This window comes from Bacteroidales bacterium (assembly GCA_013314715.1).
In the GTDB taxonomy this organism is placed as follows: Bacteria; Bacteroidota; Bacteroidia; order Bacteroidales; family GWA2-32-17; genus Ch61.
The window spans coordinates 54,955-79,863 of sequence record JABUFC010000007.1 but is presented as its reverse complement, the minus strand read 5'-3'; the positions used below and the strand labels follow the sequence as shown (position 1 = coordinate 79,863).

General features: G+C 33.6%; 20 protein-coding genes. 5 read left to right on the top strand and 15 right to left on the bottom strand.

The genetic code is table 11. The features are described from left to right. Nucleotides 1-553 precede the first annotated feature (553 nt). The 3 genes from HPY79_02945 to rny all read left to right on the top strand — a co-directional run bounded on the left by HPY79_02945 (nucleotide 554) and on the right by rny (nucleotide 2,936). Nucleotides 554-853, top strand: coding sequence for a hypothetical protein (locus tag HPY79_02945; GenBank protein NSW44769.1), 300 nt, complete (start codon nucleotides 554-556; stop codon nucleotides 851-853). Between the two features lie 3 nt (nucleotides 854-856). After that, nucleotides 857-1,159, top strand: a complete 303-nt coding sequence (locus tag HPY79_02940) for a cell division protein ZapA (protein ID NSW44768.1) — start codon at nucleotides 857-859, stop codon at nucleotides 1,157-1,159. A 241-nt stretch (nucleotides 1,160-1,400) separates the two neighbouring features. After that, the gene (gene rny, locus HPY79_02935; protein ID NSW44767.1) at nucleotides 1,401-2,936 is read left to right on the top strand and encodes a ribonuclease Y; all 1,536 of its coding nucleotides are present in this window, start codon (nucleotides 1,401-1,403) and stop codon (nucleotides 2,934-2,936) included. 74 nt (nucleotides 2,937-3,010) lie between these two features. Here the strand turns inward: rny and recQ are convergent, their stop codons facing one another. Further along, complete coding sequence (gene recQ / locus HPY79_02930) at nucleotides 3,011-5,206, bottom strand: DNA helicase RecQ (GenBank protein NSW44766.1); 2,196 nt, start codon at nucleotides 5,204-5,206, stop codon at nucleotides 3,011-3,013. 119 nt (nucleotides 5,207-5,325) lie between these two features. On the opposite strand from recQ, the gene HPY79_02925 reads away from it, so the two are divergent. Beyond that, nucleotides 5,326-6,285 (top strand): KpsF/GutQ family sugar-phosphate isomerase, encoded by a 960-nt coding sequence (locus HPY79_02925; GenBank protein ID NSW44765.1) that lies wholly within the window; start codon nucleotides 5,326-5,328, stop codon nucleotides 6,283-6,285. Nucleotides 6,286-6,336: 51 nt separating this feature from the next. Here the strand turns inward: HPY79_02925 and ftsZ are convergent, their stop codons facing one another. The 13 genes from ftsZ to HPY79_02860 all read right to left on the bottom strand — a co-directional run bounded on the left by ftsZ (nucleotide 6,337) and on the right by HPY79_02860 (nucleotide 21,662). Continuing rightward, nucleotides 6,337-7,701: a cell division protein FtsZ gene (ftsZ, locus tag HPY79_02920; GenBank protein NSW44764.1), complete on the bottom strand. Its 1,365-nt coding sequence runs from the start codon at nucleotides 7,699-7,701 to the stop codon at nucleotides 6,337-6,339. 12 nt (nucleotides 7,702-7,713) lie between these two features. Beyond that, nucleotides 7,714-9,090, bottom strand: a complete 1,377-nt coding sequence (gene ftsA / locus HPY79_02915; protein ID NSW44763.1) for a cell division protein FtsA — start codon at nucleotides 9,088-9,090, stop codon at nucleotides 7,714-7,716. Beyond that, complete coding sequence (locus HPY79_02910; GenBank protein NSW44762.1) at nucleotides 9,077-9,907, bottom strand: hypothetical protein; 831 nt, start codon at nucleotides 9,905-9,907, stop codon at nucleotides 9,077-9,079. The genes ftsA and HPY79_02910 overlap by 14 nt, the downstream gene beginning before the upstream one ends. Next, entirely contained in the window at nucleotides 9,897-11,279 is a 1,383-nt protein-coding gene (locus HPY79_02905; protein ID NSW44761.1) for a UDP-N-acetylmuramate--L-alanine ligase, read from the bottom strand. Before HPY79_02905 ends, HPY79_02910 begins: the two co-directional genes overlap by 11 nt. Continuing rightward, nucleotides 11,276-12,391 (bottom strand): undecaprenyldiphospho-muramoylpentapeptide beta-N-acetylglucosaminyltransferase, encoded by a 1,116-nt coding sequence (gene murG, locus HPY79_02900; GenBank protein NSW44760.1) that lies wholly within the window; start codon nucleotides 12,389-12,391, stop codon nucleotides 11,276-11,278. The genes HPY79_02905 and murG overlap by 4 nt, the downstream gene beginning before the upstream one ends. Beyond that, entirely contained in the window at nucleotides 12,384-13,625 is a 1,242-nt protein-coding gene (locus tag HPY79_02895; protein ID NSW44759.1) for an FtsW/RodA/SpoVE family cell cycle protein, read from the bottom strand. The genes murG and HPY79_02895 overlap by 8 nt, the downstream gene beginning before the upstream one ends. 148 nt (nucleotides 13,626-13,773) lie before the next feature. Continuing rightward, the gene (gene murD / locus HPY79_02890; GenBank protein ID NSW44758.1) at nucleotides 13,774-15,111 is read right to left on the bottom strand and encodes a UDP-N-acetylmuramoyl-L-alanine--D-glutamate ligase; all 1,338 of its coding nucleotides are present in this window, start codon (nucleotides 15,109-15,111) and stop codon (nucleotides 13,774-13,776) included. Beyond that, a complete protein-coding gene (locus tag HPY79_02885) occupies nucleotides 15,111-16,364 on the bottom strand; it encodes a phospho-N-acetylmuramoyl-pentapeptide-transferase (GenBank protein ID NSW44757.1) in 1,254 nt (417 codons plus the stop codon). Before HPY79_02885 ends, murD begins: the two co-directional genes overlap by 1 nt. Before the next feature lie 3 nt (nucleotides 16,365-16,367). Continuing rightward, nucleotides 16,368-17,825 (bottom strand): UDP-N-acetylmuramoyl-L-alanyl-D-glutamate--2,6-diaminopimelate ligase, encoded by a 1,458-nt coding sequence (locus HPY79_02880; protein NSW44756.1) that lies wholly within the window; start codon nucleotides 17,823-17,825, stop codon nucleotides 16,368-16,370. A 2-nt stretch (nucleotides 17,826-17,827) separates the two neighbouring features. Continuing rightward, on the bottom strand, nucleotides 17,828-19,945 hold the full coding sequence (locus HPY79_02875) for a transpeptidase family protein (protein NSW44755.1): 2,118 nt from the start codon (nucleotides 19,943-19,945) through the stop codon (nucleotides 17,828-17,830). After that, the gene (locus tag HPY79_02870) at nucleotides 19,918-20,295 is read right to left on the bottom strand and encodes a hypothetical protein (protein NSW44754.1); all 378 of its coding nucleotides are present in this window, start codon (nucleotides 20,293-20,295) and stop codon (nucleotides 19,918-19,920) included. Before HPY79_02870 ends, HPY79_02875 begins: the two co-directional genes overlap by 28 nt. Continuing rightward, nucleotides 20,292-21,197, bottom strand: a complete 906-nt coding sequence (gene rsmH / locus HPY79_02865; GenBank protein ID NSW44753.1) for a 16S rRNA (cytosine(1402)-N(4))-methyltransferase RsmH — start codon at nucleotides 21,195-21,197, stop codon at nucleotides 20,292-20,294. Before rsmH ends, HPY79_02870 begins: the two co-directional genes overlap by 4 nt. Then, complete coding sequence (locus tag HPY79_02860) at nucleotides 21,198-21,662, bottom strand: division/cell wall cluster transcriptional repressor MraZ (protein NSW44752.1); 465 nt, start codon at nucleotides 21,660-21,662, stop codon at nucleotides 21,198-21,200. It lies immediately after the preceding gene. Nucleotides 21,663-21,896: 234 nt separating this feature from the next. Between HPY79_02860 and HPY79_02855 the strand changes: the two genes are divergently transcribed. Beyond that, a complete protein-coding gene (locus HPY79_02855; GenBank protein ID NSW44751.1) occupies nucleotides 21,897-24,137 on the top strand; it encodes an ATP-grasp domain-containing protein in 2,241 nt (746 codons plus the stop codon). Here the strand turns inward: HPY79_02855 and lptB are convergent. Beyond that, entirely contained in the window at nucleotides 24,103-24,876 is a 774-nt protein-coding gene (lptB, locus tag HPY79_02850) for an LPS export ABC transporter ATP-binding protein (GenBank protein NSW44750.1), read from the bottom strand. The genes HPY79_02855 and lptB overlap by 35 nt on opposite strands. Nucleotides 24,877-24,909: the final 33 nt, after the last annotated feature.

Sequence of the window (24,909 nt, the reverse complement as noted above, 5' to 3'; positions counted from 1 at the left end):
ACGTTTTAAGTTGTTTTATGATTTTTTATACCGGTTATTGTTGTATTGACTAAAACCTTTAATAAGCCTTAAAGCTTAAAATTCTAATTGGTCATTACAACTATGAAAGAACAGAGGACTAATACGAGACATAGGCATGTAATCCTACGCAATGACATAGTTCACCTCTGTTCTTTTACCGGTATTTTATCACAAAAATACACGATACAAATCTAAAGGCAATGACGAAAAAAGGCAAGCGTTCGCTTGCCATGACGTGAGAGTTACACATTGCTTCTTTTATCATTAAATTGTTCTAATGTAATAGATAAAAAGCAATACAAATAATTAAAATGAGTTTGAAATTTTTATCAAAATAAACAAGTACGTTTTTTAGTTTTGCCAAGGGCTCGTATATATATTTTGGTTTTGTAGTAAAATTTATCTTTATAAACCTTTTTAAACTTAAAAATATTATTTTTTTAATGGTTTTACCAATCTTTAACGTATTTTAATTTTATAGCGTTTTTTTATTTGACTTAAAAATATTAACTTTGCATAACATTCGTTTAACATGGACAACTCATTTGAAGTTCTTTATAAATCATTAGAAGCCAAGATATTAAAGCTTCAACAAAAAATGATTGAAATGAAGAATGAAAATGTTCAGTTACAAACAAAACTGAACGAACAAATAGAAATGAACGAAAGTATGAGTATTCAGTTAAATGAATGTAAAGAAAAAATCAGATTATTAAAAGATGCTGGTGTTTTAAGTATGCTTGAAAAAGGCGATACAGAAAGGATGCAGCATCGAATAGATAATCTGGTGCGGGAAATAGACCATTGTATAGCTCTTATGACCAACAAATAAAAAATGAACGGAGAAAAATTTACCATACGCGTTAACATTGCCGACAGGTATTATCCGCTCACTATTGCCCGAAGCGAAGAAGAAACCATTCGTAAAATGGCCAAACAAATTAATACCGTTTTATTTCAATATAAGCAACAATATCCGGGTAAAGATACTCAGGATTATATGGCCATGGTATTGCTTCAATATGCTTTAAAAAATTTATCTTTATCAGATTTGAGCAATATAACTCCTATGTTAGAAAAACTCAAACAGCTCGATAAAGATTTAGAAAACTTTATGGTACAAGAGCAGGTTCTTTAACATAAAATAGGCTATAGCCCGCATTAATTCTTAAACCGTTTTAAAAATCAACACCTAATAAATAGGGGTTGAAACTCGATTAGCGTATGATAGGCCTCAACCTGCTTGCAGGTGCTTTATGCCAGTGGACATCAAAAGCTAACGGTAGACCCCACTGTGATAATTTGGGTTTTATAAAATGCTTTATAGAATTTAATGCGGGTTTTTTATATATATATTAACTTTAAAAAATTAAAACTTTATGGTATTAACTATTATTATTGGAATTGTTGGATTTGCAGCCGGTTCGGGTCTTTCGTACTTTATTTGGGACAAAGCACTGGCTAAGAAAAAAGAAAAAATTTTAAAAGATGCTCAAACCGAAGCCGAAGTTATTTTAAAACAAAAAGAACTTCAGGCAAAAGAAAAATTTTTACAACTTAAATCAGAGCACGAGAAGTACACCAATGAACGCAATGCAAAATTAGCTCAAATGGAAGCAAAAATTATTCAAAAAGATACTTTGCTTTCGCAAAAGCTCGAAGATGTTCAACGCAAAAAGAAAGAAGTTGAACAACAACAACAAACCCTCACTATTCAAGCCGAAACTTTAAAAAAGAAAGAAGAAGAAGTAAGTAAAATTCAACGCCAACATTTAGAAAAACTAGAAGTTATTAGCGGTTTAACTGCCGAAGAAGCCAAACAACAGCTTATCGAGATGATGAAAGCCGAAGCCAAAACAGCGGCCATGGCTTATGTAAACGAAATTATGGAAGAAGCTAAAATGACGGCTACCAAAGAGTCGAAAAAAATTGTCATCCAAACCATACAACGCATTGCTCCCGAGGTTGCTATTGAAAACAGTGTTACCGTATTTCCGATTGAAAACGACGAAATTAAAGGACGTATTATTGGACGCGAAGGACGAAATATTCGTGCATTAGAGGCAGCCACCGGTGTTGAAATTATTATTGACGACACACCCGAAGCTATTGTACTTTCGGCTTTTGACCCTGTACGTCGCGAAATAGCTCGCTTAGCTTTACATCAACTTGTTGCTGATGGACGAATTCATCCAGCCCGCATCGAAGAAGTTGTCGATAAAGTAAAAAAACAAATCGAAGAAGAAATCATGGAAATTGGAAAACGTACATGTATCGATTTAGGTATTCATGGTATGCATCCCGAGCTCATGCGTTTAGTTGGTAAAATGAAATACCGTTCTTCGTATGGACAAAACTTATTGCAACACTCACGTGAAGTAGCAAATCTTTGTGCTGTTATGGCAAGCGAATTAAAGTTAAATCCCGCTATAGCTAAACGTGCCGGTCTCCTTCATGATATTGGAAAAGTTGCCGACGAAAATCCTGAACTGCCTCATGCTTTACTGGGCATGCAATTAGCCGAAAAATATAAAGAAAAACCCGAAGTTTGTAACGCAATTGGTTCGCACCACGAGGAAGTAGAAATGAATACACTCATCGCACCTATTGTTCAGGTTTGCGATGCTATTAGTGGTGCTCGTCCTGGTGCTCGTCGTGAAATAGCCGAAGCCTATATAAAACGTTTAAACGAGTTAGAAAATTTAGCTTTATCGTATCCTGGTGTTTTAAAAACCTATGCTATACAAGCAGGTAGAGAATTAAGAGTTATTGTTGGAAGTGATAAACTAAGCGACAAAGAAGCAGAAACATTATCGTTTGAGCTTGCTAAACGCATACAAGACGAAATGACTTACCCCGGACAAGTAAAAATTACAGTTATTCGTGAAACCAGAGCTGTTGCAGTAGCCAAGTAAACATGCATCTATTACTTATAACCGTTTAATAAATAAAAAAGCCCATGTACATGGGCTTTTTTATTTACTTCATTTTAATTACCAACTTCGGAAATAAATTTAAGCCTTACCAAACGAATTTCTTCTTCTGTAATATCAGGAGCATCTAATTCTTTAATCGCAGTGTTTAAGTCGTCTGTTTCGGCTGTTTTAAAATAATCAAGAATTTCTTCTAATTTTTCTTCTTCTACTAGTTGCGAAACCGCATATCCAATATTGATTTTAGTCCCACTGTAAACAATCGATTCTAATTCGTCCAACAGTTCATTGAATTCTATTCCTTTAGCCCTGCAAATATCGTCTAATGGTATTCTTCTATCAATACTTTGAATGATGTAAACTTTTAAACTACTCTTATTAACAACCGATTTAATTACAAGGTCTTGTGGACGTTCAATTTCATTTTCTTCAACATACTTTTTAATAAGGTCGATAAAGGGTTGACCATATTTTTGAGCTTTACCTGTTCCAACACCGACAATATTTTTTAACTCATCCATGGTAATAGGATACTGTATGGCCATTTCTTCGAGTGAGTTATCTTGAAAAATAACAAACGGAGGTAAGTTAAGCTTTTGAGCCATACTCTTACGTAAATCTTTTAACATAGCAAATAAGACCGTATCGCCAGCATTGTCGCCAATTTGACGTGTTTGATAGTCTTCGTCATCACCTTCTTCGTATTCGTGATCGCGTAAAAGCAATATTTCATATGGATTTTCTAAAAATTCTCTACCTTTTTGAGTAACTTTTAGCAAACCATAATTTTCAATATCTTTCACAATCATTTTATGAATCATGGCTTGGCGAATAACAGCTAACCAGAATTTTTTACTTTCGTCGCTACCAAGACCAAACGAATCGAGCAAATGATGATTATAACTCTTAATTGCAGCTGTTGCGTTGCCTGTTAAAATATCGGCAATATGTTCGGATTTAAATTTTTCGTTAACTTCGAGAATACAATTAAATAGGTTAACAAAGTAATCTTGCCCATCAAATTGTGTTTTAGGATTCAAACAGTTATCGCAATTATCGCAATTGTCGTGAGGATAATCTTCACCAAAATAATGTAATAATACTTTTCTTCGACATAACGACGATTCGGCATACGAAACGGTTTCGAGTAAGAGATGTTTACCAATTTCTTGTTCGGCAAGATGTTTGCCTTGCATAAATTTTTCGAGCTTTAAAATATCGTCGTAGCTATAAAAAGCGATACACTGTCCTTCGCCCCCATCGCGTCCTGCACGTCCGGTTTCTTGATAATAGCCTTCGAGGCTTTTAGGCATATCGTAATGAATAACAAAGCGAATATCGGGCTTATCGATACCCATACCAAAAGCAATGGTAGCAACAATTACATCGACTTCCTCCATTAAGAAAGCATCTTGATTGCGATTACGAGTAGCGGCATCCATACCAGCATGATAAGGCAATGCTTTTATGCCATTTGCTACCAGTTTTTCGGCCATTTCTTCAACTTTCTTGCGACTCAAACAATATATAATTCCAGACTTTCCGGGATTATTTTTGATATACTTAATAATTTCTTTTGTGGCTCCAATTTTGGGACGAATCTCGTAATACAGATTAGGACGATTAAATGATGTGTTAAAAATATCGGCGTCTTGAATGCCTAAGGTTTTTAATATATCGTATTGAACTTTGGGTGTAGCTGTAGCAGTTAAAGCTACAATGGGAGCTCGTCCAATTTCATCTATCATTGGGCGAATACGACGGTACTCTGGTCTAAAGTCGTGTCCCCATTCTGAAATACAATGTGCTTCGTCAACAGCGTAAAATGAAATGTTTATTTTTTTGAAAAAATCGATATTTTCTTCTTTTGTAAGTGATTCCGGAGCAACATAAAGCATTTTGGTTTTTCCCTGAATAATATCATTTCTAACTTTACTAATTTCGGATTTTGATAAAGAAGAATTTAAAAAATGTGCAACTCCATCTTCCATGCTAAATGCTCGCATAGAATCGACTTGATTTTTCATGAGAGCGATAAGTGGCGAAATAATAATGGCAGTACCTTCGAGTGCTAATGCGGGTAATTGATAAATAAGCGACTTTCCGCCACCGGTAGGCATTAACACAAAGGTATCCCTACCATTCATAATATTGCGGATAGCTTCTTCTTGTTTTGTTTTAAATTTGTCGAAACCAAAATACTTCTTTAAAAGCTCATGTAATTCAGTCTGGTTACAGGTTTCAAGTTCCATATATTTAATGTATGTACTTTATTAATAATTTATTTAATTTTGCAATACTAAATTAAAAGCTTTTTTTGAATTAAATTATGCGTTTTGAAAGTATTTTGACGAAATTATAATTTTTTTACATGAATAACAATGTTAGGAATATCGTACGTCAAACCATTTTGACAGAGGCTCAAGCCATTAGCCGTTTAGTTGAAAGTTTAGATGATTCTATTGAGGATATAATATCAAAAATTTTAACATCTAAGGGCAGAATTATTGCTACGGGCATAGGCAAAAGTGCTATTATAGCACAAAAATTTGTGGCCACCTTAAATAGCACAGGAACACCGGCCGTGTTTATGCATGCAGCCGATGCCATTCACGGCGATTTAGGAGTTATATTGCCCGAAGATATCGTATTTTGCTTATCAAAAAGTGGTAATACTCCAGAAATTAAAGTATTGGTTCCGCTAATTAAACACAATGGTAACATTTTGGTTGCCATTGTTTCAGATACTAAATCGTATTTAGCAACTCATGCCGATTACATTATAGCAGTACCCATCGAAAAAGAAGCCTGTCCAAATAATTTAGCACCCACATCGAGCACAACCGCTCAATTAGTTATTTGCGATGCCATAGCCGTAGCACTCCTTCAGCTTAAAGGATTTACTGCCAATGATTTTGCCAAATACCATCCGGGTGGTACTTTAGGCCGAAAACTCTATATGAGGGTTTCTGATATTCTTCAAAAAAATGTCGTCCCTCAAGTTAACCCCAACGATAATATAAAAAAGGTTATTTTAGAAATATCGTCGAAACGCTTAGGAGCAACAGCAGTTGTTGAAAATGATAAAATAATAGGCATCATTACCGATGGCGATTTACGCAGAATGATTGAACGAAACAACGAATTTACTTCAATTAAAGCTAAAGATATTATGTCGTTAAACCCAAAAAACATTCAAGCTCATGAATTAGCAGTAAATGCTTTTTATTTAATGGAAAAACATAAAATCACTCAACTTATAGTTTTAAATGGTGAAAAGTACGTAGGCATGATTCACCTACACGATTTATTTCAAGCAGGAATTATATAAACAATCCCGTTCTAAAAAAAGATTTTACCGCTCGAAAACGTTTAAATTCCGTTAATCGGCCTTATCAAAAAGATAAGGGTTATTATTGCTAAGTGTATTATTTTTATCTTTAGAAATAGCCAAATTTGAGGGTTCTAAATTATTATTTAAATTAAAATTTGGTTTAATATTATTTTTCTGACGGATAAAGGCAGGTATATTTTCTAAATTTTCAACGGTTTCGTTGTTGTTTAGATCGTACGTAATTTTCTTTTTTTCTTCAACAACTTGCTGTGGTGTAGGAGTTTCTACAACTGAAGCAGAAGTGTCAAAAGATATTTCTTGTTGTTCGGTATCTAATATGTGTACTTTCTTTTCTGGTTGTGTATTTTGTTTTGGTATTCTATCATTTAACAAATGTTTCACTTTTGTAGGTTCTGACGGTATAAAGTTATTGGTACCAAAACCGGTGGCAATAATGGTAACTACCACTTTATTACCAATACTTGGGTTTTGACCTACGCCAAAAATAATATCGGAATTATTACCGGCAGCGTTTTGTAAATATTCTGTTATTTGAGATATTTCGTCCATGGTAACTTCTGGGTCTCCACAAGTAATATTAAGAAGTATATTTTTAGCACCCTTTATGTCGCTATTATTTAATAAAGGTGAGTCTAATGCTTGTTTAATAGCATTAATAGCTCTATCATTGCCTTCGGCCGAGCCACTACCCATAACAGCTACACCACTATCGGTCATTACAGCTTTAACATCGGCAAAATCGACGTTAACGTGTCCAGGTAAAGTAATAATTTCTGCTATTCCCTTGGCAGCGGTAGCCAGAACATCGTCTGCTTTAGAGAAGGCAACACTAAATTGTAAATCACCATAAATTTCGCGAAGTTTTTGATTGTTAATGATAAGTAACGAATCGACATAATCTTTAATTTCGCGAATACCTTCAATGGCCTGATTAAAACGTTTTTTTCCTTCGAACTCGAAAGGTAGTGTAACAATAGCAACGGTGAGTATTCCCATTTCTTTAGCTGTTTTAGCAATAATGGGTGCAGCTCCCGTACCTGTTCCGCCTCCCATTCCGGCAGTAACAAATACCATTTTTGTATTGTTAGATAATACTTCGGTAATTTGGTCTAAACTTTCGATTGCCGCTTGTCGACCTATTTCGGGCTTGCTTCCGGCGCCCAGTCCTTCAGTAAGAGTTTGTCCTAACTGCACTTTTATAGGAACGGGACTTTTTGCCAATGCCTGAATATCAGTATTGCAGATTACAAAATCTACATTCGTAATGCCTAAATTATACATATAATTTACAGCATTGCTACCTCCGCCTCCAACACCAATTACTTTAATGATGGAAGGCATTCGAGATTCGAACTCGAAATTAAGGATGTTGTTTTCTTCGATGGGTTCCATAATATTTAGTTTTTATAAATTTGAATCGCTGTCATCAAAAATTCCCGATATCGTATTTTTTATGTTCGTTAAAATTCCGCCTTTTTGTTTTTTTGTTTTTTCTTTGTCTTTTTTTGATATAGAGTTTAATTCTTGTTGATGAGTTTTAATAGCATCTTTATTATTTATTACAACACTAGGATCGTTTTGTATAAGTTTAGATGTAATTTCATTTTTGTTATCCGAATTTGTTAAAATTTCATTTTCATAACCAAGTATTAATAAACCAATAGCTGTAGCATACTGAGGGTTGTTCATGGAATCTTTCGACAATTCGTTAATATGAATAAGTGGAATGCCTATTCGATTCTCAAATGTAGTTAAAAATGATGCCAACTGTGGTAAGTTTTTAAGCAAAGCCCCTCCACCCGTTAAAACAATACCTAATTTAATTTGTTTTTGTGTATTGACAAGTGCTATTTGTTGATTTATAAACCCGAATATTTCTTCAATTCTAGCTTTAATAATATTTGAAAGTGTATATAAATCGATTTCTTTTTTTTCTCTTCCTTCGATATTGCTTTTAATAATCACCAGCTCTTCTTTGTCCGATTCTTCAGGAATAGCCTTACCAAATTTTACTTTTAAATTTTCGGCATCTTTATTAGTAAGTCCAAAAATCTTTTCTAAGTCTAATGTTACAGCATTTCCTCCAAAGGGTATTACCCCTGTGTGTATGAGCATATTTTTTTGGTATATAGCTAAATCGCTTGTTCCTCCACCAATGTCAATCATAGCAACACCAGCTTCAAGCTCTTCGGGATATAAGACCGCTCTTGCCGATGCAATGGGTTCGAGAAAAATTTTTTTCAGTTTTAAATTAGCATGTTCGATACAACGTTTAATGCTATTGATGTTATTTGATAAAGCTGTAATAATATGAAATTGAGCTTCGAGACGTTTTCCAATGCAACCTATAGGATTTTCGACAATTTCGCCATCGATATTAAATTGTTTGGGTATAATTTGAACAATTTGACGACCTGCATCGAGCGATACGTTTTCTTGGCTTTTAATAAACTGATCGAGTTCTTGTTTTGTAATAATCTCATCGCTTTTATTTCGATATAATTGATCTGAATTAACAAAACATGCAATATTTTGTCCTGCAATGCCAACATATACCGATGTCATTTTCATGCCTGCAGCCTTCTCGGCTATATCAACCGCTTCTTTAATGCTATTTGATGTATCTATAATATTTAATACATTACCACGTGTTACTCCTTTAGATTGAACATGTCCCTTGCCTAAAATGGTAAAAGTTCCATTGGCTTCTCTTTTTCCTATTAAAGCCACTATTTTGGTTGTTCCAATATCAATGACCGATATAATATTATTGCTGCTCATATATATAGTTTTTTTTGGTACAAACAATTTGATTATTAAACATTAAGTTAATTTTTGAAAACGCATCCCAACTATCTTTTGTGAGTACTTTCTCGTAAAATGCTTTCAGTCGTATAAATTTATTTTCTATTTGCGATGTGTCGCCTAAAACGATAATAAAATCGCCTATTTTAGGAACAAGTTCTATATTTTCTTCTTCGTTTATATAAATTTGTTCAATAAGTGGGTTTAATATGCTATCGTTATAAATATATTTAGCTAAATAAAAAATATCATCTAAAATGGTTGGGCGTTTAAGTGCGTCTTGATTTTCGGCCTCATATGCTTTGCGATTACAAAATAAGGCATAAGGCTCGTTAATATTACCATTAGCTATTAATACGCGTGCAGTGTATTTTTCTGAAAGTGGAAATAAGTTACCCTCATCGTCTATATAATAACTTTCATAGTTATAATTAACTATGCGTAAAATAGGTTTGCGTTGAGTAACATCGATATGTAAATATCCGTCTAAGGTTGTATATATTTGAACACTTTTAATGACCGATAACTTGCCAATGTCGTTTTCAATATCATTTAAGGGTAGTTGATTTATGGGTTGTTTAGTAATTTTATAATTTTTATTTCTTAAATACATAATTATATCTGCCGAATCGATAAAGTGATTTTCGTTTGAATCGAGAATATTTACGAGAATTTTTTTACAAAGTTCTGCATTACGTTGTTTTTCAGTAAAACCGAGCGAAATAATAAAAACACCAATCAAAATTGTCCAAACAACAACTTGCAAAACCCTATGTAACCATTTATTCTTCATTCATCAAACGTTTTATAGGTTCAACAAACTGGTCAATATTGCCGGCTCCCATTGTTAATAAAAGTTCAGGTTTTCGTTCTTTAATATAAAGCAAGAGTTCATTATTGGGCATAATTTGTTTTTGGGGACAATTTACTTGATCGAAAATAATTTTACTAGTAACTCCTTCGATGGGCAATTCGCGAGCAGGATATATATCCATTAACCATAGCTCATCCAATAAAGAGAGTGCTTTTGCAAATTCATTGGCTAAATCGCGTGTTCTACTATATAAGTGAGGTTGAAAAACACCTGTTATTCTTTTATGGGGAAATACTTTACGTACCGATTGGATAAAGGCTTTTATTTCTTCGGGATGATGTGCATAATCGTCTATATAAATATGATTTTCGTTTAATACTTGAACATCGAATCGACGCCTTACTCCTTTAAATTGTGCTACGGCTTCTTTAATGGCATCTTTATCTATTCCAAGCCATAAGCACATGGAAACAGCTGCCAAAACATTTTCAACATTATAATCGCCCGTTATTCCCGGTTGAATTTGATAAATATTACCCCACGGAGTTAGTATGTCGAAAACATAGAAACCGTTATGAATTTTTATATTTTGTATAGTACAATCGGCATAATTATCGTTTGTAGAATAAAAAGCAAGTTTTAGATTTGCGACATTCGGGACAAATGCAATTTCTTTCTTTAGAAGCAATTTGCCATCGGGTTGTATTTTAGTTACAAAATCGCTATAGGCTTGTTTTAATGCATCATATGTTTTATAAATATCTAGATGATCGGGATCGATTGCGGTAATTACAGCTGCCGAAGGTGCTAGCTGCAAAAAAGATCGGTCGTATTCATCAGCTTCGGCAATGGCCCAAAAAATATTTTTGTTGTAAATAAAATTGGACTGATAATTTTTAACAATGCCTCCTAAAAAGGCAATGCAATTATGTTGTGCATAATGAATAATATGTGCAATGAGCGAACTAATGGTTGTTTTTCCGTGTGTACCAGCTACAGCAATAGTTGGATAAGAATTACAGATAATACCTAAAACCTCTGCTCTTTTTAAAACGGTATAATTTTGATTTTTTACATATTGCATCAATGGGCTAAGCGATGAAACTGCGGGAGTATAAATAACTAAAATATCATTATTAGAAGCGGTTTGTACTATCAACGGAATAGTAGCAACATCTTCGTTATAATGGATATATGCACCTTGGTTCTCGAGTTCTTGAGTTATAAACGATGGTGTTCTGTCGTAACCAGCTACAATTTTTCCTTGTTGTAAGAAATAGCGAGCTAAGGCACTCATTCCGATACCTCCAATACCAATAAAATAGATAATATGTCGGTTTAGTAAACTCATTTATTGGTTAATGCTATTATTTCTTTGGCAATAATTTCATCAGAATTTTTGATAGCCATACGAGCAATATTGCTTTTATAAACATTAAGACGAAATTCGTCATTTAAAAGCTTTATTGTTTCTTCAACAAGTTTTACTCTAGCTTCAGCATCGGTTATAAGCATAGCCGCATCGTTTTTAACAAGTGTCATTGCATTTTTTGTTTGATGGTCTTCGGCCACGTTGGGCGATGGCACTAAAATAGATGGTTTGGCAGTTAACGTAAGTTCAGAAATAGTTATGGCACCAGCTCTTGAAATAACAACGTCGGCAACAGAATAAGCATAATCCATACGCGATATAAAATCGTACACTTTAATGTTTGAAGCATTTTTCTGTTGTACAATCTCTATTGCTTTATGATAAAAAGCCTTACCTGTTTGCCAAATCAGTTGAACATTATTTTGTATAAACAAATCTATATGATTATATATACTTTCATTAATGGTAAGGGCTCCTAAACTTCCTCCTAGCGACAAAACCGTTTTTTGATTTCCTTTAAGACCAAAAAACATATATCCTTCTTCGCGTGTTTTATTATTAAGCGAAAGAATATCTTGTCTAACCGGATTTCCTGTTATTATTATTTTACTAGTGGGGAAGTAGTTGTCCATATCTTGGTATGCCACGCAAATTTTATTAACTTTAGATGCGAGTAGCTTATTGGTTACTCCTGGGTAAGAATTTTGCTCTTGTATCAAAGTTGGGATGCCCATTTTAGTAGCAACTCTAAGCGTTGGTCCAGATGCAAATCCGCCTACTCCAACAACTACATCGGGGTTAAATTCTTTAATAATGCGTTTTGCTTTTTTTAAACTTTGAAAAAGTTTGAAAAAGAAACTAATGTTGCTTAGAGTTAGTTTACGCTGAAAACCACGAACAGGTAATCCAATAATTTTATACCCGGCTGCAGGTACTTTTTCCATTTCCATTTTACCTTCGGCACCGACAAAAAGTATCTCAGTATTAGGATTTATTTTGCGTAAAGCATTTGCAATAGCAATAGCTGGAAAGATATGCCCACCGGTTCCGCCACCGCTTATTATAACTTTTAATGCTTCCATATTACTCATAATTTGATGGATTAGAATTTTCTTTTTCGTTATTATTTATTACATCTGTTTTATTCGCTTTCGATTTTATTTCATTTTGTTTTTCCTCTATTTTTTCTTTTTCGTTTAAAATACTGATATTTAAAATAATTCCTAACGACAAGCTAGTAAAAATAATAGAAGTACCTCCCATGCTCACCAGTGGAAGGGTTTGCCCAGTTACAGGAAAAACACTGGTCGCTACTCCCATATTTATCATTGCTTGCATAACAAGTGATAACAACAAACCGACAGCAAGAAAAGCAGGAAAAGCTTTTTTCGATTTACTAACAATAATTCCAGCTCTAAAAAATAAAATTAAATATAAAAAAATTAAGGTTAAAGCTCCCATAAATCCATATTCCTCTATAATAATAGCATAAATAAAATCGGAATAGGGGTGTGGCAAAAAATTTCGTTGTGTACTATTTCCCGGTCCTTTTCCAGCAAACCCTCCCGAGGCAATCGCTATTTTAGCTTGTTCTACTTGATAGTTTGCATCACTATCTATTTTTTCGCTATTAAAATATGCTTCTACACGATTTTTCCAAGTTGCTACCCGTCCTTTATCAGGAAAAAACAATAAAGCAATGGTAATAAAAACAACTGCAATAGAGATTCCTACACCAATAAGTTTAAAAATATATTTAAACTTTACTCTTCCCATAAAAAGTATAATCACACTAATAATAAATAAAAGAGCAGCAGTAGAGAAATTTGCAGGCAATATGAGTCCACATATTAATAAAATAAAAAACATTAAAATATTAAAATTCTTTTTGAATACCTCATCGTTAGCATTTTGATTTTTAGCTAAAAAATGTGCAATATATACTACCAACGAAAATTTAGCAAAGTCGGATGATTGAAAAGAAATACCTGTGCCAGGTAAAGTAATCCATCGAGAAGCCTCGTTTAAATTTGTTCCTTTAAGTAAGGTATATAAAAGTAGTGGAATAGTAGAAACTATAAGGAGAACTGAAAACTTATTGTAAATATATACAGGAATATTTTGAAACACTAAAATAAGTATAATACCTACGAATAATAAAAATCCGTGACGTAATAAATAATAAAACATATTACCTTCTTGGTATTTAAAAGCTAATGTTCCTGTAGAACTATATACTGCTAATAATGATACCACACAGAGCAAAAATATAATTACCCAAATTGTAAGATCGCCTTTAAAAATATTTGCAGTATTAATTTTCATGTGTAATTATTTTTTAAATTTTAAAATATCTCGTAAGTATGACGAGATGGAATAGGCCATTAAAACAAAAGAGATACTCATTTGTGTGTAATAATTTCAATTTCGGTTTGTGTGTAATTGTTCTCATGGCTATTTCATATTTTAAATTTTATAAATCACGAACAGCATTTTTAAATTTTCTTCCACGATCTTCATAATTTTGAAAGAGGTCAAAACTTGCGCATGCCGGCGATAATAATACAACATCACCAGGCACCCCATTTTTATATGCTGTATAAACAGCCTCTTCCATACTCTTTGTATCGAATATTGGAATATGAAGATGTTCAAATGCTTTTATAATTTTTGTATTATCTATCCCAAGGCATACAATAGCTTTAACTTTTTCTTTAACTAAAGCTTCAAGTTCAGAATAATCATTTCCTTTATCAACTCCTCCGACAATCCAGATAATAGGTTTTTTAACCGTTTCGAGTGCATACCAAGTTGAATTTACATTAGTAGCCTTAGAATCGTTAATAAACTCAATCCCTCTAATTTTTAATACTTTTTCGAGGCGATGTTCAACCGCTTCAAAATCGCTTAGCGACTCGCGAATAACTTCTTTTCGTATATTGCTCACAAACGAAGCTATACCAGCTGCTAACGAATTGTACTGGTTGTGCTTTCCTTCAAGCGATAAATCAAATATCGACATAGTAAATTGTTTTTTATTTATATTAATAATTAACTGATTTTCTGAAATATAACCACCTGACTCTAATGTTTCTTTTATAGAAAATGGTATTACCTGTGCTTGAATCTTTTTATTTAAAATATTATTCTGAATAACCTTATCATCGTAGCAATAGACAAAATAATCAGTAGCTGTTTGATTTTTTGTAATTAAAAATTTGCTATCTATATAATTTTGAAAATTGTAATTATACCTATCGAGGTGGTCGGGCGTAATATTGAGTAAAACTGCAATATGTGGTTTAAAATGGATAATATCGTCTAACTGAAAACTACTGATTTCAAGAATATAGTAATCGAATTGATTTTGTAAAACTGATAGCGCAAAGCTTTTACCAACATTACCAGCTAATCCAACATTTAATCCAGCTTTTTTAAAAATATGATAAGTTAAAAGTGTGGTAGTAGTTTTACCATTACTTCCTGTAATAGCAATGATTTTAGCATTAGTATATTGTGCTGCAAATTCTATTTCAGAAATAATGGGAATATTATGATGACGTATGGTTTTAATTATTTCAGATTTTTCAGGGATACCTGGGCTTTTAATAATAAGATCCGATGCAAGTATTGTTTCGAATGTATGTGTATTTTCCTCAAACGGAATATTGGCTTCTATGAGGGGCTTTTTATATTCAGATTTAATTTCCGAACGATCGCTTACAAAAACATCAAATCCCTTACTTTGTGCTAAGAGAGCTGCTCCCATTCCGCTTTCGCCACATCCTAATATGGTTATTCTTTTGCTCATTATCGTATTTTTAAAGTAATAATAGTTAATACCGCAAGAAAAATGGCAACAATCCAAAAACGTGTTACAATTTTAGGCTCTACATAGCCGAGTTTCTGAAAATGATGGTGTATAGGTGCCATTTTAAAAATGCGTCGTCCCTCACCATATTTTTTTTTGGTGTATTTAAAATAACCTACTTGCAAGAGAACCGATAAGTTTTCGACGAAAAATATTCCGCAAAGTATCGGAAGCAAAATTTCTTTACGAATAAGTATAGCAAATACGGCAATAATTCCTCCAAGTGCCAAACTCCCGGTATCGCCCATAAATACTTGTGCTGGATAACTATTATACCACATAAAACCGATTGTAGCTCCAATAAATGCAGCTGCAAAAACTACCATTTCCCCAGAATAAGGGATATACATTATATTTAAATAGTCGGCAAATATTACGTTACCCGATACGTAGGCTAAAATTCCAAGCGTAGTAGCAATTACCGCCGAAGTTCCCGTTGCCAAACCATCGAGGCCATCGGTCATATTGGCACCATTCGAAACAGCAGTTATAATAAAAATAACAGCTAACGTAAAGATTAACCAAACCCATTTTTGGCGTAATCCTTCATTTAAAAAGAACAACAAATATTGGTAATCAAACTCATTATTTTTTACGAAAGGTATGGTTGTTTTAAACGATTTAATATCTTCAGATAATCGAATGGTACGGCTTTCGAATGAGGCAGCAACTTCGGTTGTATTATTCGGTTGAACGATTTCTTTTCTTACTTTTTCGCGAATTACTATATCATCACTATTATATATTGCTAATCCAACAATGATACCTAAAACGACTTGTCCTAAAATTTTAGCTTTACCATGAAGCCCTTTTTTGTCATGTTTAAAAACTTTTATATAATCGTCAATAAAACCAATAAGACCAAGCCATATAGTTGTTATCAATAATAATATAATGTATATATTATGAAGTTTTGCAAAGAGCAATGTTGGTACTATTATCGAAGCAAGAATAATAATCCCCCCCATAGTTGGGGTTCCTTGTTTACTTAACTGTCCTTCTAGTCCAAGATCGCGTACTATTTCGCCAATTTGTTTTTTTTGTAAAAAACGAATAATTTTCTTTCCAATAAATAAAGCTATTAGCAAAGAAAAAATAATGGCCATACCAGCCCTAAAAGAGATGTAGTTAAAAACTCCAGCTCCAGGGAAATCATATTGTTGGTCTAAGTATGTAAATAAATAATACAACATAAATTAAATTTTTAAATATTGTTTAATTACTTCTCTATCATCGAAATGATGCTTAACACCATTAATTTCCTGATATGTTTCGTGTCCTTTACCAGCAACTAAAACGATATCGTTATTTTGAGCTAACATTAAAGCTGTGCGAATGGCTTCTTTTCTATCAACAATAGTGAGTGTTTTTTGCCGTTCGATACTTTCAAGCCCTTGTAACATATCATTTAAAATATCTTCTGGCTTTTCGTATCGTGGATTATCAGAAGTGAGAATAAGCTTATCGCATAAACGAGCTGCTTCTTTTGCCATTATAGGACGTTTGGTTTTATCACGATTTCCACCGGCACCAACCACTACAATAACTTTTGCATTTTCTTTTTTTAAATCGTTAATCGTTGTAAGAACTTTTATCAATGCATCGGGCGTATGAGCATAATCTACAATGGCTGTATATCCTTGAGGCGAATTGAAATATTCAAAACGTCCATCAACTGCTTTCAATAGGCTTATATCAGTTAGTATTTGCTCTTTATTTTTTTGAAGTAAAATTGCTGCAGCATAAATAGCTAACATATTATATGTATTAAACTCGCCGATAAGGTTGATCCAAACCTCTTGATTATCGAATTGCACAAGTGTACCATCTAAATGCTTTTCTAATATTTTAGCATGAAAATCGGCTAAGCTCTTTAATGCATAAGTATAAACTTTTGCTTTTGTATTTTGAACTATAATTTTGCCATTTTTATCGTCTATATTCGTTAATGCAAAAGCATCGTTTGGCAAATGATCAAAAAATGTTTTCTTTGCTTTAAGATATTCTTCAAAAGTTTTATGATAGTCGAGGTGGTCGTGTGTAATATTTGTAAATATTCCACCCGTAAATTTAACCTCATCGATACGATGTTGTACAACAGCATGTGAACTTACCTCCATGAAACAATATTGACAACCAGCTTCAACCATTTTGTGTAATAATCGTTGCAATTCAATTGGGTTTGGTGTGGTGTGAGTAGCAGGATACATTTTAGAATCGACATAATTGATAACAGTCGATAATAATCCTACACGTTCTCCCATATAGCGGAATAAGCGATACAAAAGTGTAGCAATAGTAGTTTTTCCGTTCGTCCCTGTTACACCAACTACCTTTAGTTTCTCTGAGGGAAAATCGTAATATGCTGCTGCTATTTTACTTGTTACTTTTAATGTATCTTCTACTTTAATGTAAACAACATCGCTTCTAATATCTAATGGTATTTTTTCGCACACTATAAACGAAGCACCATTTAAAATAGCGTCATCTATAAACTGATGTCCATCTACATTAGTCCCTTTAATAGCAATAAACAAAGAATTGGGCTTTACCATTTTTGAATCGAGGTAAAGCTTATTAATTTTCTTTTCGGTAACATTACCAACGATCTCTAATGGTTGGATATATTTTAATATGTCGCTTATTGTTTTCATACTTAGCTTAATTCCAAATAAATAATGGCACCTTTTTCTATTTGAGTTCCTGCCGGCAATGACTGTTTAACAACTTTGCCTCTTCCTACGATTCTTACCTCCATACCAGCATTTCCTAAAATATGCATAGCATCGCGTAACCCCATTCCTACAACATCGGGCACATACTTTTTCGAATAATTAAATGATTTTAAAATTATTTTTTTGTCATTGGCATGAGCAACCGCCCATCTAAGTGATGGATTTTCAATAACATTTTGTAAACGAAAATATTTTTTTAATGCCATAATATCTTTGGCATATCCTTTTTTAATAACAGGAAGTTTGTTTTGTAAACTATCAGCAGCAACGTAATCTTTTTGGATATCTACATGAGTGGCATAAATTTTATCTGCAATTTCTTTAAAAATCGGTCCTGCTACTAAATTGCCATAATAAACACTGTTTGAAGGTGAATTGACTACCACTATAATACTATATTTAGGATTATCGGCAGGGAAATAACCTACAAACGACGCACGATAGGTTTTAACCGCATTTTCGTCTTTATATCCATGTTTGCCCCTTGCTATTTGAGCCGTACCTGTTTTACCTGCAATTTTGTAAGGCGAATGGTTTAAGTTTTTTGCTGTTCCTTTTTCGACCACTCTTTCGAGCATTATTTTGAGTGATTTTAAAGTTTGTTCTGAACAAATAGCAGGGCTGATAACAACTGGCTCAAACTCTTTGGTAACACTTCCTCTATATCGAAGTTCCTTTATAAGCAATGGTTTTACCATTTTTCCATTATTAGCAACCGCATTATATAAAGTAAGAATTTGCATAGGTGTAACTTTTACCTCATAACCAATAGACATCCAAGGAAGTGTAAGTCCGGACCATGAAGTATCAGAAGGGTCTTTAATAATCGGAGTTCCTTCACCTTTTATTTGTAATCCAAGCTTTTCGTTTAGGTGCAAGCTGTAAATGCGTTGAACAAAAACTTTTGGATCTCGAGCAAAACACGATGTAGCGATTTTTGAAGTACCAACATTTGAAGAATAAGCAAAGACATCGGCTACTGAAATTTTTCCCAAACCTCCTTCGTGTGCATCTTTCATTTTTGCACCATAATAAGTAACAACGCCATTACCTGTATTAATAGTATCGGTTATTTTAATGCAACCTTCTTCGAGTGCTGCTAGCATGGTAACCAATTTAAAAGTAGAACCAGGTTCAACACTTTCGCCAATGGCATAATTGAATTTTTCGATATAATCTTGTTTAGCGGTGTCGTATTCGAGGTTTGCAATAGCTTTAATATGTCCTGTCTGTGTTTCCATTACAATAGCACATCCATATTTAGCCCCATGTTGTTTTAAATGGGTTAAAAGCGAATGATGAGCGACATCTTGTAAATTAACATCTATTGTAGTAACTACATCTAATCCATCTTTAGGTTCAATGGTATTGCCGTTATTAATCGGCATCCAAATATTTCCTGCTAAGCGTTGCATCATTTGCACTCCTTCTTTTCCTCTCAAATAGCTATCAAAAGCTCCCTCTATGCCAACCACAACCCTATCGGCACTTGCATAGCCCAAAGTACGTGAAGCTAATTGACCAAATGGTTTTGCCCGATAATATAATTGCACAGCAATAAATCCACCCTTATTGGGTCCCATTCTGAATAGTGGAAACGTTTTTAATTTTTTTAGTTGCGGATAATCGACTTTACGCTTTAATAAATAGTAACGATAACCTTTTTTGAATGCATGTGTTAATTCCTTTTTATATTCTGAAGCCGTTTTATCGGCAAATAATTGAGCTAAATAAAACGATAACGAATCGATATGCTTATAGAAAGTATCTTTTTTTAAACCTTCGGCTCTAAAATCGAGTCTGATTTCGTAATAAGGTACCGAAGTTGCTAATATTTTTCCATCACTCGATAGAATATTGCCACGCATAGGTGGAATAATAATATTTTTCTGACTTATCTGATAAGCTTTCGATTTCCAGTAAGAACCTTCAATAATCTGTAAATATAAAACACGTCCTAAAATGATGATTGAAAAAACCACCATTCCAATATATAACAATCCTATACGAATCAATATGTCTTTTTTTGCTTCCGACATGTTAGTGTAATTTTATATGGTGGTTTATCAGAGTTACTCAATTCTAATTGTTGCTGCTGCATAAGTTTTTCAACTTCGCTTTGTTGAGACATCTGCATTAGCTTAGACGATACCGATAATTGTTCGGCTTTAAGTTCTTCTATTTCTTTTTTTAATTTAATGGTTTCGCGTAAAAGGTGTTCAGCATGATTTCGATTAGCAATGTAAAGCAATCCTAGAAAAACTAAGTAAAGAATAAATCGCAAATTTTTTAATATAAGCTCACGCGTGAGCAACGAACCATCTAAAATGGAACGAAACAATTCCTTTTTTGATGCTTTAGGGTCAATATGTTTTTGCTGGTCGGTCATTGGCGTTTTCCAATTCTAAGTTTTGCACTTCTTGCTCTATTGTTAATTGCTATTTCATTTTCGGATGGTTGTATAGCTTTTTTGTGAGTTTGTACAAAGGGAGTTTTGAGGGGCATTCCTTTAAAATCTTTAGGTATTACGCCTTCAAAATTTCCACTTTTAAAAAAATTTTTTACTAGTGTATCTTCTAGTGAGTGATAACTTACAATGCTTAAATAGCCTCCAGTTATTATGTAATGTATAGTTTTGTTGAGCATTTCTTTTAAGGCATTTATTTCGTCATTGACTTCAATTCTCAATGCCTGAAAAACTTTAGCTAAGTATTTATGCTCTTTACCTTTTGGAATTAGAGGTTGAATAACCTCTAAAAAATCACTAACGGTTTCAATTTTTTTCGACTCACGTCTTTCTACAATAATATTAGAAAGTTTTGAGGCATTTTCTACCTCTCCATAATGATAAAAAATATAACTTAATTTATTTTGTTCGTATGTTTGCACTATCTGAGCTGCCGTCAATTTCATTTCTTGGTTCATTCTAAGATCAAGAGGGCTATGATCAAAGCGGAACGAGAAACCTCGCTCAGCTGTATCAAATTGGTGCGACGAGACACCCAAATCGGCTACGATTCCATCTACTTTATCGACAGCTAAATATTTCAGAAAATGGTCGAAAAATCGGTAATTAGCATGAATAAGCGTAACACGATTATCGTCCAGTTCGTTTTTAAGTGCATCGCTATCTATATCGAATGCAAGTACTTTTATATTTTGAGCTCTTTTTAAAATCTCAGAAGTATATCCACCTCCACCAAATGTAAGGTCGAGATAAACCCCATTTTCATGGATATTTAATCCATCAACTGCTTGATGTAATAATATGGGATTATGATAGAACCCCATTTATTTATCGTTTAATTCGTTATTGCCTAAAATTTTTTCTGCGAGCGAAGCAAATTCTTCGTCGGTAAGTGTTTGCGATTCGTAGCTATGTTTATCCCAAATCATAATCTTATCGTCTTGTCCAGCAAGAATAACATCAGTTGTAATATTCGCCCAATCGAGTAAACGCTTAGGAATTAAAAGGCGACTATTGTTATCGAGCGTAATTTCGGCCGTTCCTTTAAAGAACTCTCTAAGAAATTCGGAGTGTGCGCGATTATATGGGTTTATTTTAGATCGCAAAATAGTAATTTGACGTTCCCACTCATCGTAAGGATAAAGCATCAGCGACTTCTCGAAAATAGATTTTTTTACTACAAAACGGTCAATAACCTTGTCGCCCATCTGCTTTTTAAATGCAGCAGGCATCAAGATTCTTCCCTTAGAATCTACCTTACATGGATAATCGCCGATAAATGTAATCATACTTAAAATTGACTTTCAAAAATAAACAAAATTTTCCCACATTATTACATTTTTTTACACTTTTTCCCACATTGTTAATAACTTTTTTAATTTGTTGATAATCTTGAGCTTAATTCAACATAAAAATTATTTGTTATCTAATTGACTATTAGGCGATTAATGGATTTTATATAAAAAATTTACAAACCATGAGAAAGTTTTTCTTATCTTTAAGCAATAATTTATGCCCAATATATGTGGAACGAAAACAATGATAAATTGAACATTTCTAAACTATTAGAACAGCCTTTTTTAAACAGTCCTTTAGTTATAGAGTCATATAAAACCTTAATCGGGGCAAATTATTTCAGTGGTGCACAAGTAGTACGATTCAGGTTACGGCTTAATGAGTTCGACGAAGTATTTACAAATCAAATTGAAGGGTTCAATGAGGCATTAAAAGCAACAATACCAAGTTTAATCGAGCACCATTGTTCAATGGGTGTTCGAGGAGGTTTTTTTATGCGATTGGACGAAGGCACTCTGCTCGGGCACGTCATGGAGCATCTTGCAATTGAATTGCAAAATTTAGCTGGGATGAACGTGGGTTTTGGCAAAACACGTGAAACAAAAGAAAAAGGTGTTTATAATGTGGTTATTCGTTTTTTTGATGAATTTGCTGGTATATATGCAGGTAAAATGGCTATTCATATCATCAATAGCATACTTACAAAACAACCTATTTCGACGGATCCCATCATCGAAAATTTAATTTTTATTCGTGAAAAGCGAATGCTAGGATTTTCGACGCAACAAATCGTTAACGAAGCCGAACAACGAAGAATACCCACACAACGTTTAGATAAATTTAATTTTGTACAACTTGGAACAGGTTGCTATCGTAAAGTCATTAGAGCAACACTTACTCAACAAACAAGTTACCTCGCTGTTGAGAACACCGATGATAAATACCTAACTTATAAAATGCTAGAAGAGATGGGCATTCCTGTTCCTATTCGTATTCTTACTAGCACCGTTAACGAAGCCTTAGCCTTTTTTAAGAACATACAAAAGCCAGTTGTTATTAAACCATCTAAAGGTTATAGAGGCAAACGCGTAAATGTTCATCTCGACACCGAAGAAAAAATAATAAAAGCCTTTTTCTGGGCTCAAACATACGATGAAGAAGTTATTGTACAAGAATTTGTACCAGGAAACACTTATCGTTTATTAGTCATCAACGGAAAATTTGCAGCTGCTGTTCAACTTATAGCTCCTTATGTAATTGGCGATGGACAAAAAACAATAAAAGACCTCATCGATGAACTCAATGCTAATCCATTACGGGAATTTGGCGATAAAGGAAAATTATCGAAAGTAGAAATCGACGACGATACTCTTAAAATTCTTGATATTAAAGGCTATAACCTTAACACGATATTAGATAAAGGCAAGCGTTTGTTCTTAAAAAACACAGGGAATATGCGTTTAGGCGGAAGTTCTATCGACGTTACCGATAAAGTCCACCCCTATAATCGTTTTGTTTGCGAACGAATTAGTAAATTGCTAAATCTAGATGTTACAGGGGTTGATATTATCTCTGAAGATATTTCACTTTCGTTGCACGAAAATCAAGGTCGTGTTATTGAGATAAATGCTGCTCCCGACTTCAGAATGCATATCAATCCTACAGTTGGTAATCCTCAACCTGTTCAAAAGCTTTTTGTCGATATGCTTTTCCCCAATCAAGTACCGTCTAAAATACCTCATATTTCTATTACAGGTTCAAAGGGTAAAACATTTTTAGCTAAAATGCTCGAACATATTTATTTGTATCAAGGCGAAGTGGTTGGATGTATTAATAGCACAGGTATCTATATAAATGGCCAAAAACTCCGCCCTATTAATAGCATTGATAGCAATAATGCTGCTATTATTTTTAAAGATCCCACCGTTACTTTTGCCATTACCGAAACACCCGTAGAAAGTATTCTAGAATATGGATTAGGTTATCGCTATGCCTCCATTGGTATTTTTTTAAATATTGAGGAACAAGAAGAATATTATACCTACGACCATATACGTGATATTGAAGATGTAGCTTATGCAAAATCGGTTGTTTTAGAGGAAATAGAATTAGATGGTACCGCTATTCTCAATGCCGATGAACCTTTAATAATGGATGCTCAAGAACGTATCGATGTTAGTACAGCATATTTTTCACTACACCCCGAAAGCAAAAACGTTCGCGATTTACTTGATAAACGAAAAACAGTAGCCTTATACGACAGCGATAGAATTATTATTTATGCCGATCGAGAGCGTTTAGTGCCATTATACCTTGATGAATTAACCTATATACCACAAAACAATAAATACCAAAAAGAAGCATTGGTAGCTCTTTGTTTATGCCTATTCGTAAATGGTTTAAACGAATTAGATATTCGCAGGGCAATTTTGTCTATTCCTTCAGATTTTTTTCAGTCGGAGTTTTAACCGTTTTTCGTAATTCAAAATTTTTACCCAAATATAAACGGCGTACTTGTTCGTCTTCGCTAAGTTCTTCGGCTGTGCCCGATTTAAAAATGGTGCCTTCGATAAGTAGATAGGCTCTATTAGTAATGCTTAATGTTTCGTGAACATTATGATCTGTAATGATAATGCCAATATTTTTTTCGCGCAAACGGCTAACAATTTCTTGAATGTCTTCTACAGCAATGGGATCAACTCCGGCAAAAGGCTCATCGAGCAAAATAAATTTTGGATTGAGTGCCAATGCTCTTGCTATTTCAGTTCTACGTCGCTCCCCACCCGACAATTGAATGCCTAAGCTCTTGCGAATACGGTTTAAACCAAACTCTTCCAATAAGGTTTCTAAACGTTCTTTTTGATATTCTTTTGTAAAATTCGACATTTCTAATACCGAACGGATGTTGTCCTCTACGGTCATTTTTCTAAAAACAGAAGCTTCTTGAGCTAAATAACCTATACCTATTTGAGCCCTTTTATACACAGCATAATCGGTTATATCCTTATCATCGAAATAAATTCTACCGCTATTGGGTTTTATTAAACCAACTATCATATAAAAAGTAGTTGTTTTACCTGCACCGTTCGGCCCCAATAAACCCACTATCTCACCTTGATTAACTTCGACACTTACACCATTTACAACCGTACGCGCTTTGTATTTTTTGACTAATCCTTCTGTCTTTAATTTTGATGAATGATTCATGATGCAAAGTTAATGATAAAAATTAAAAATGAA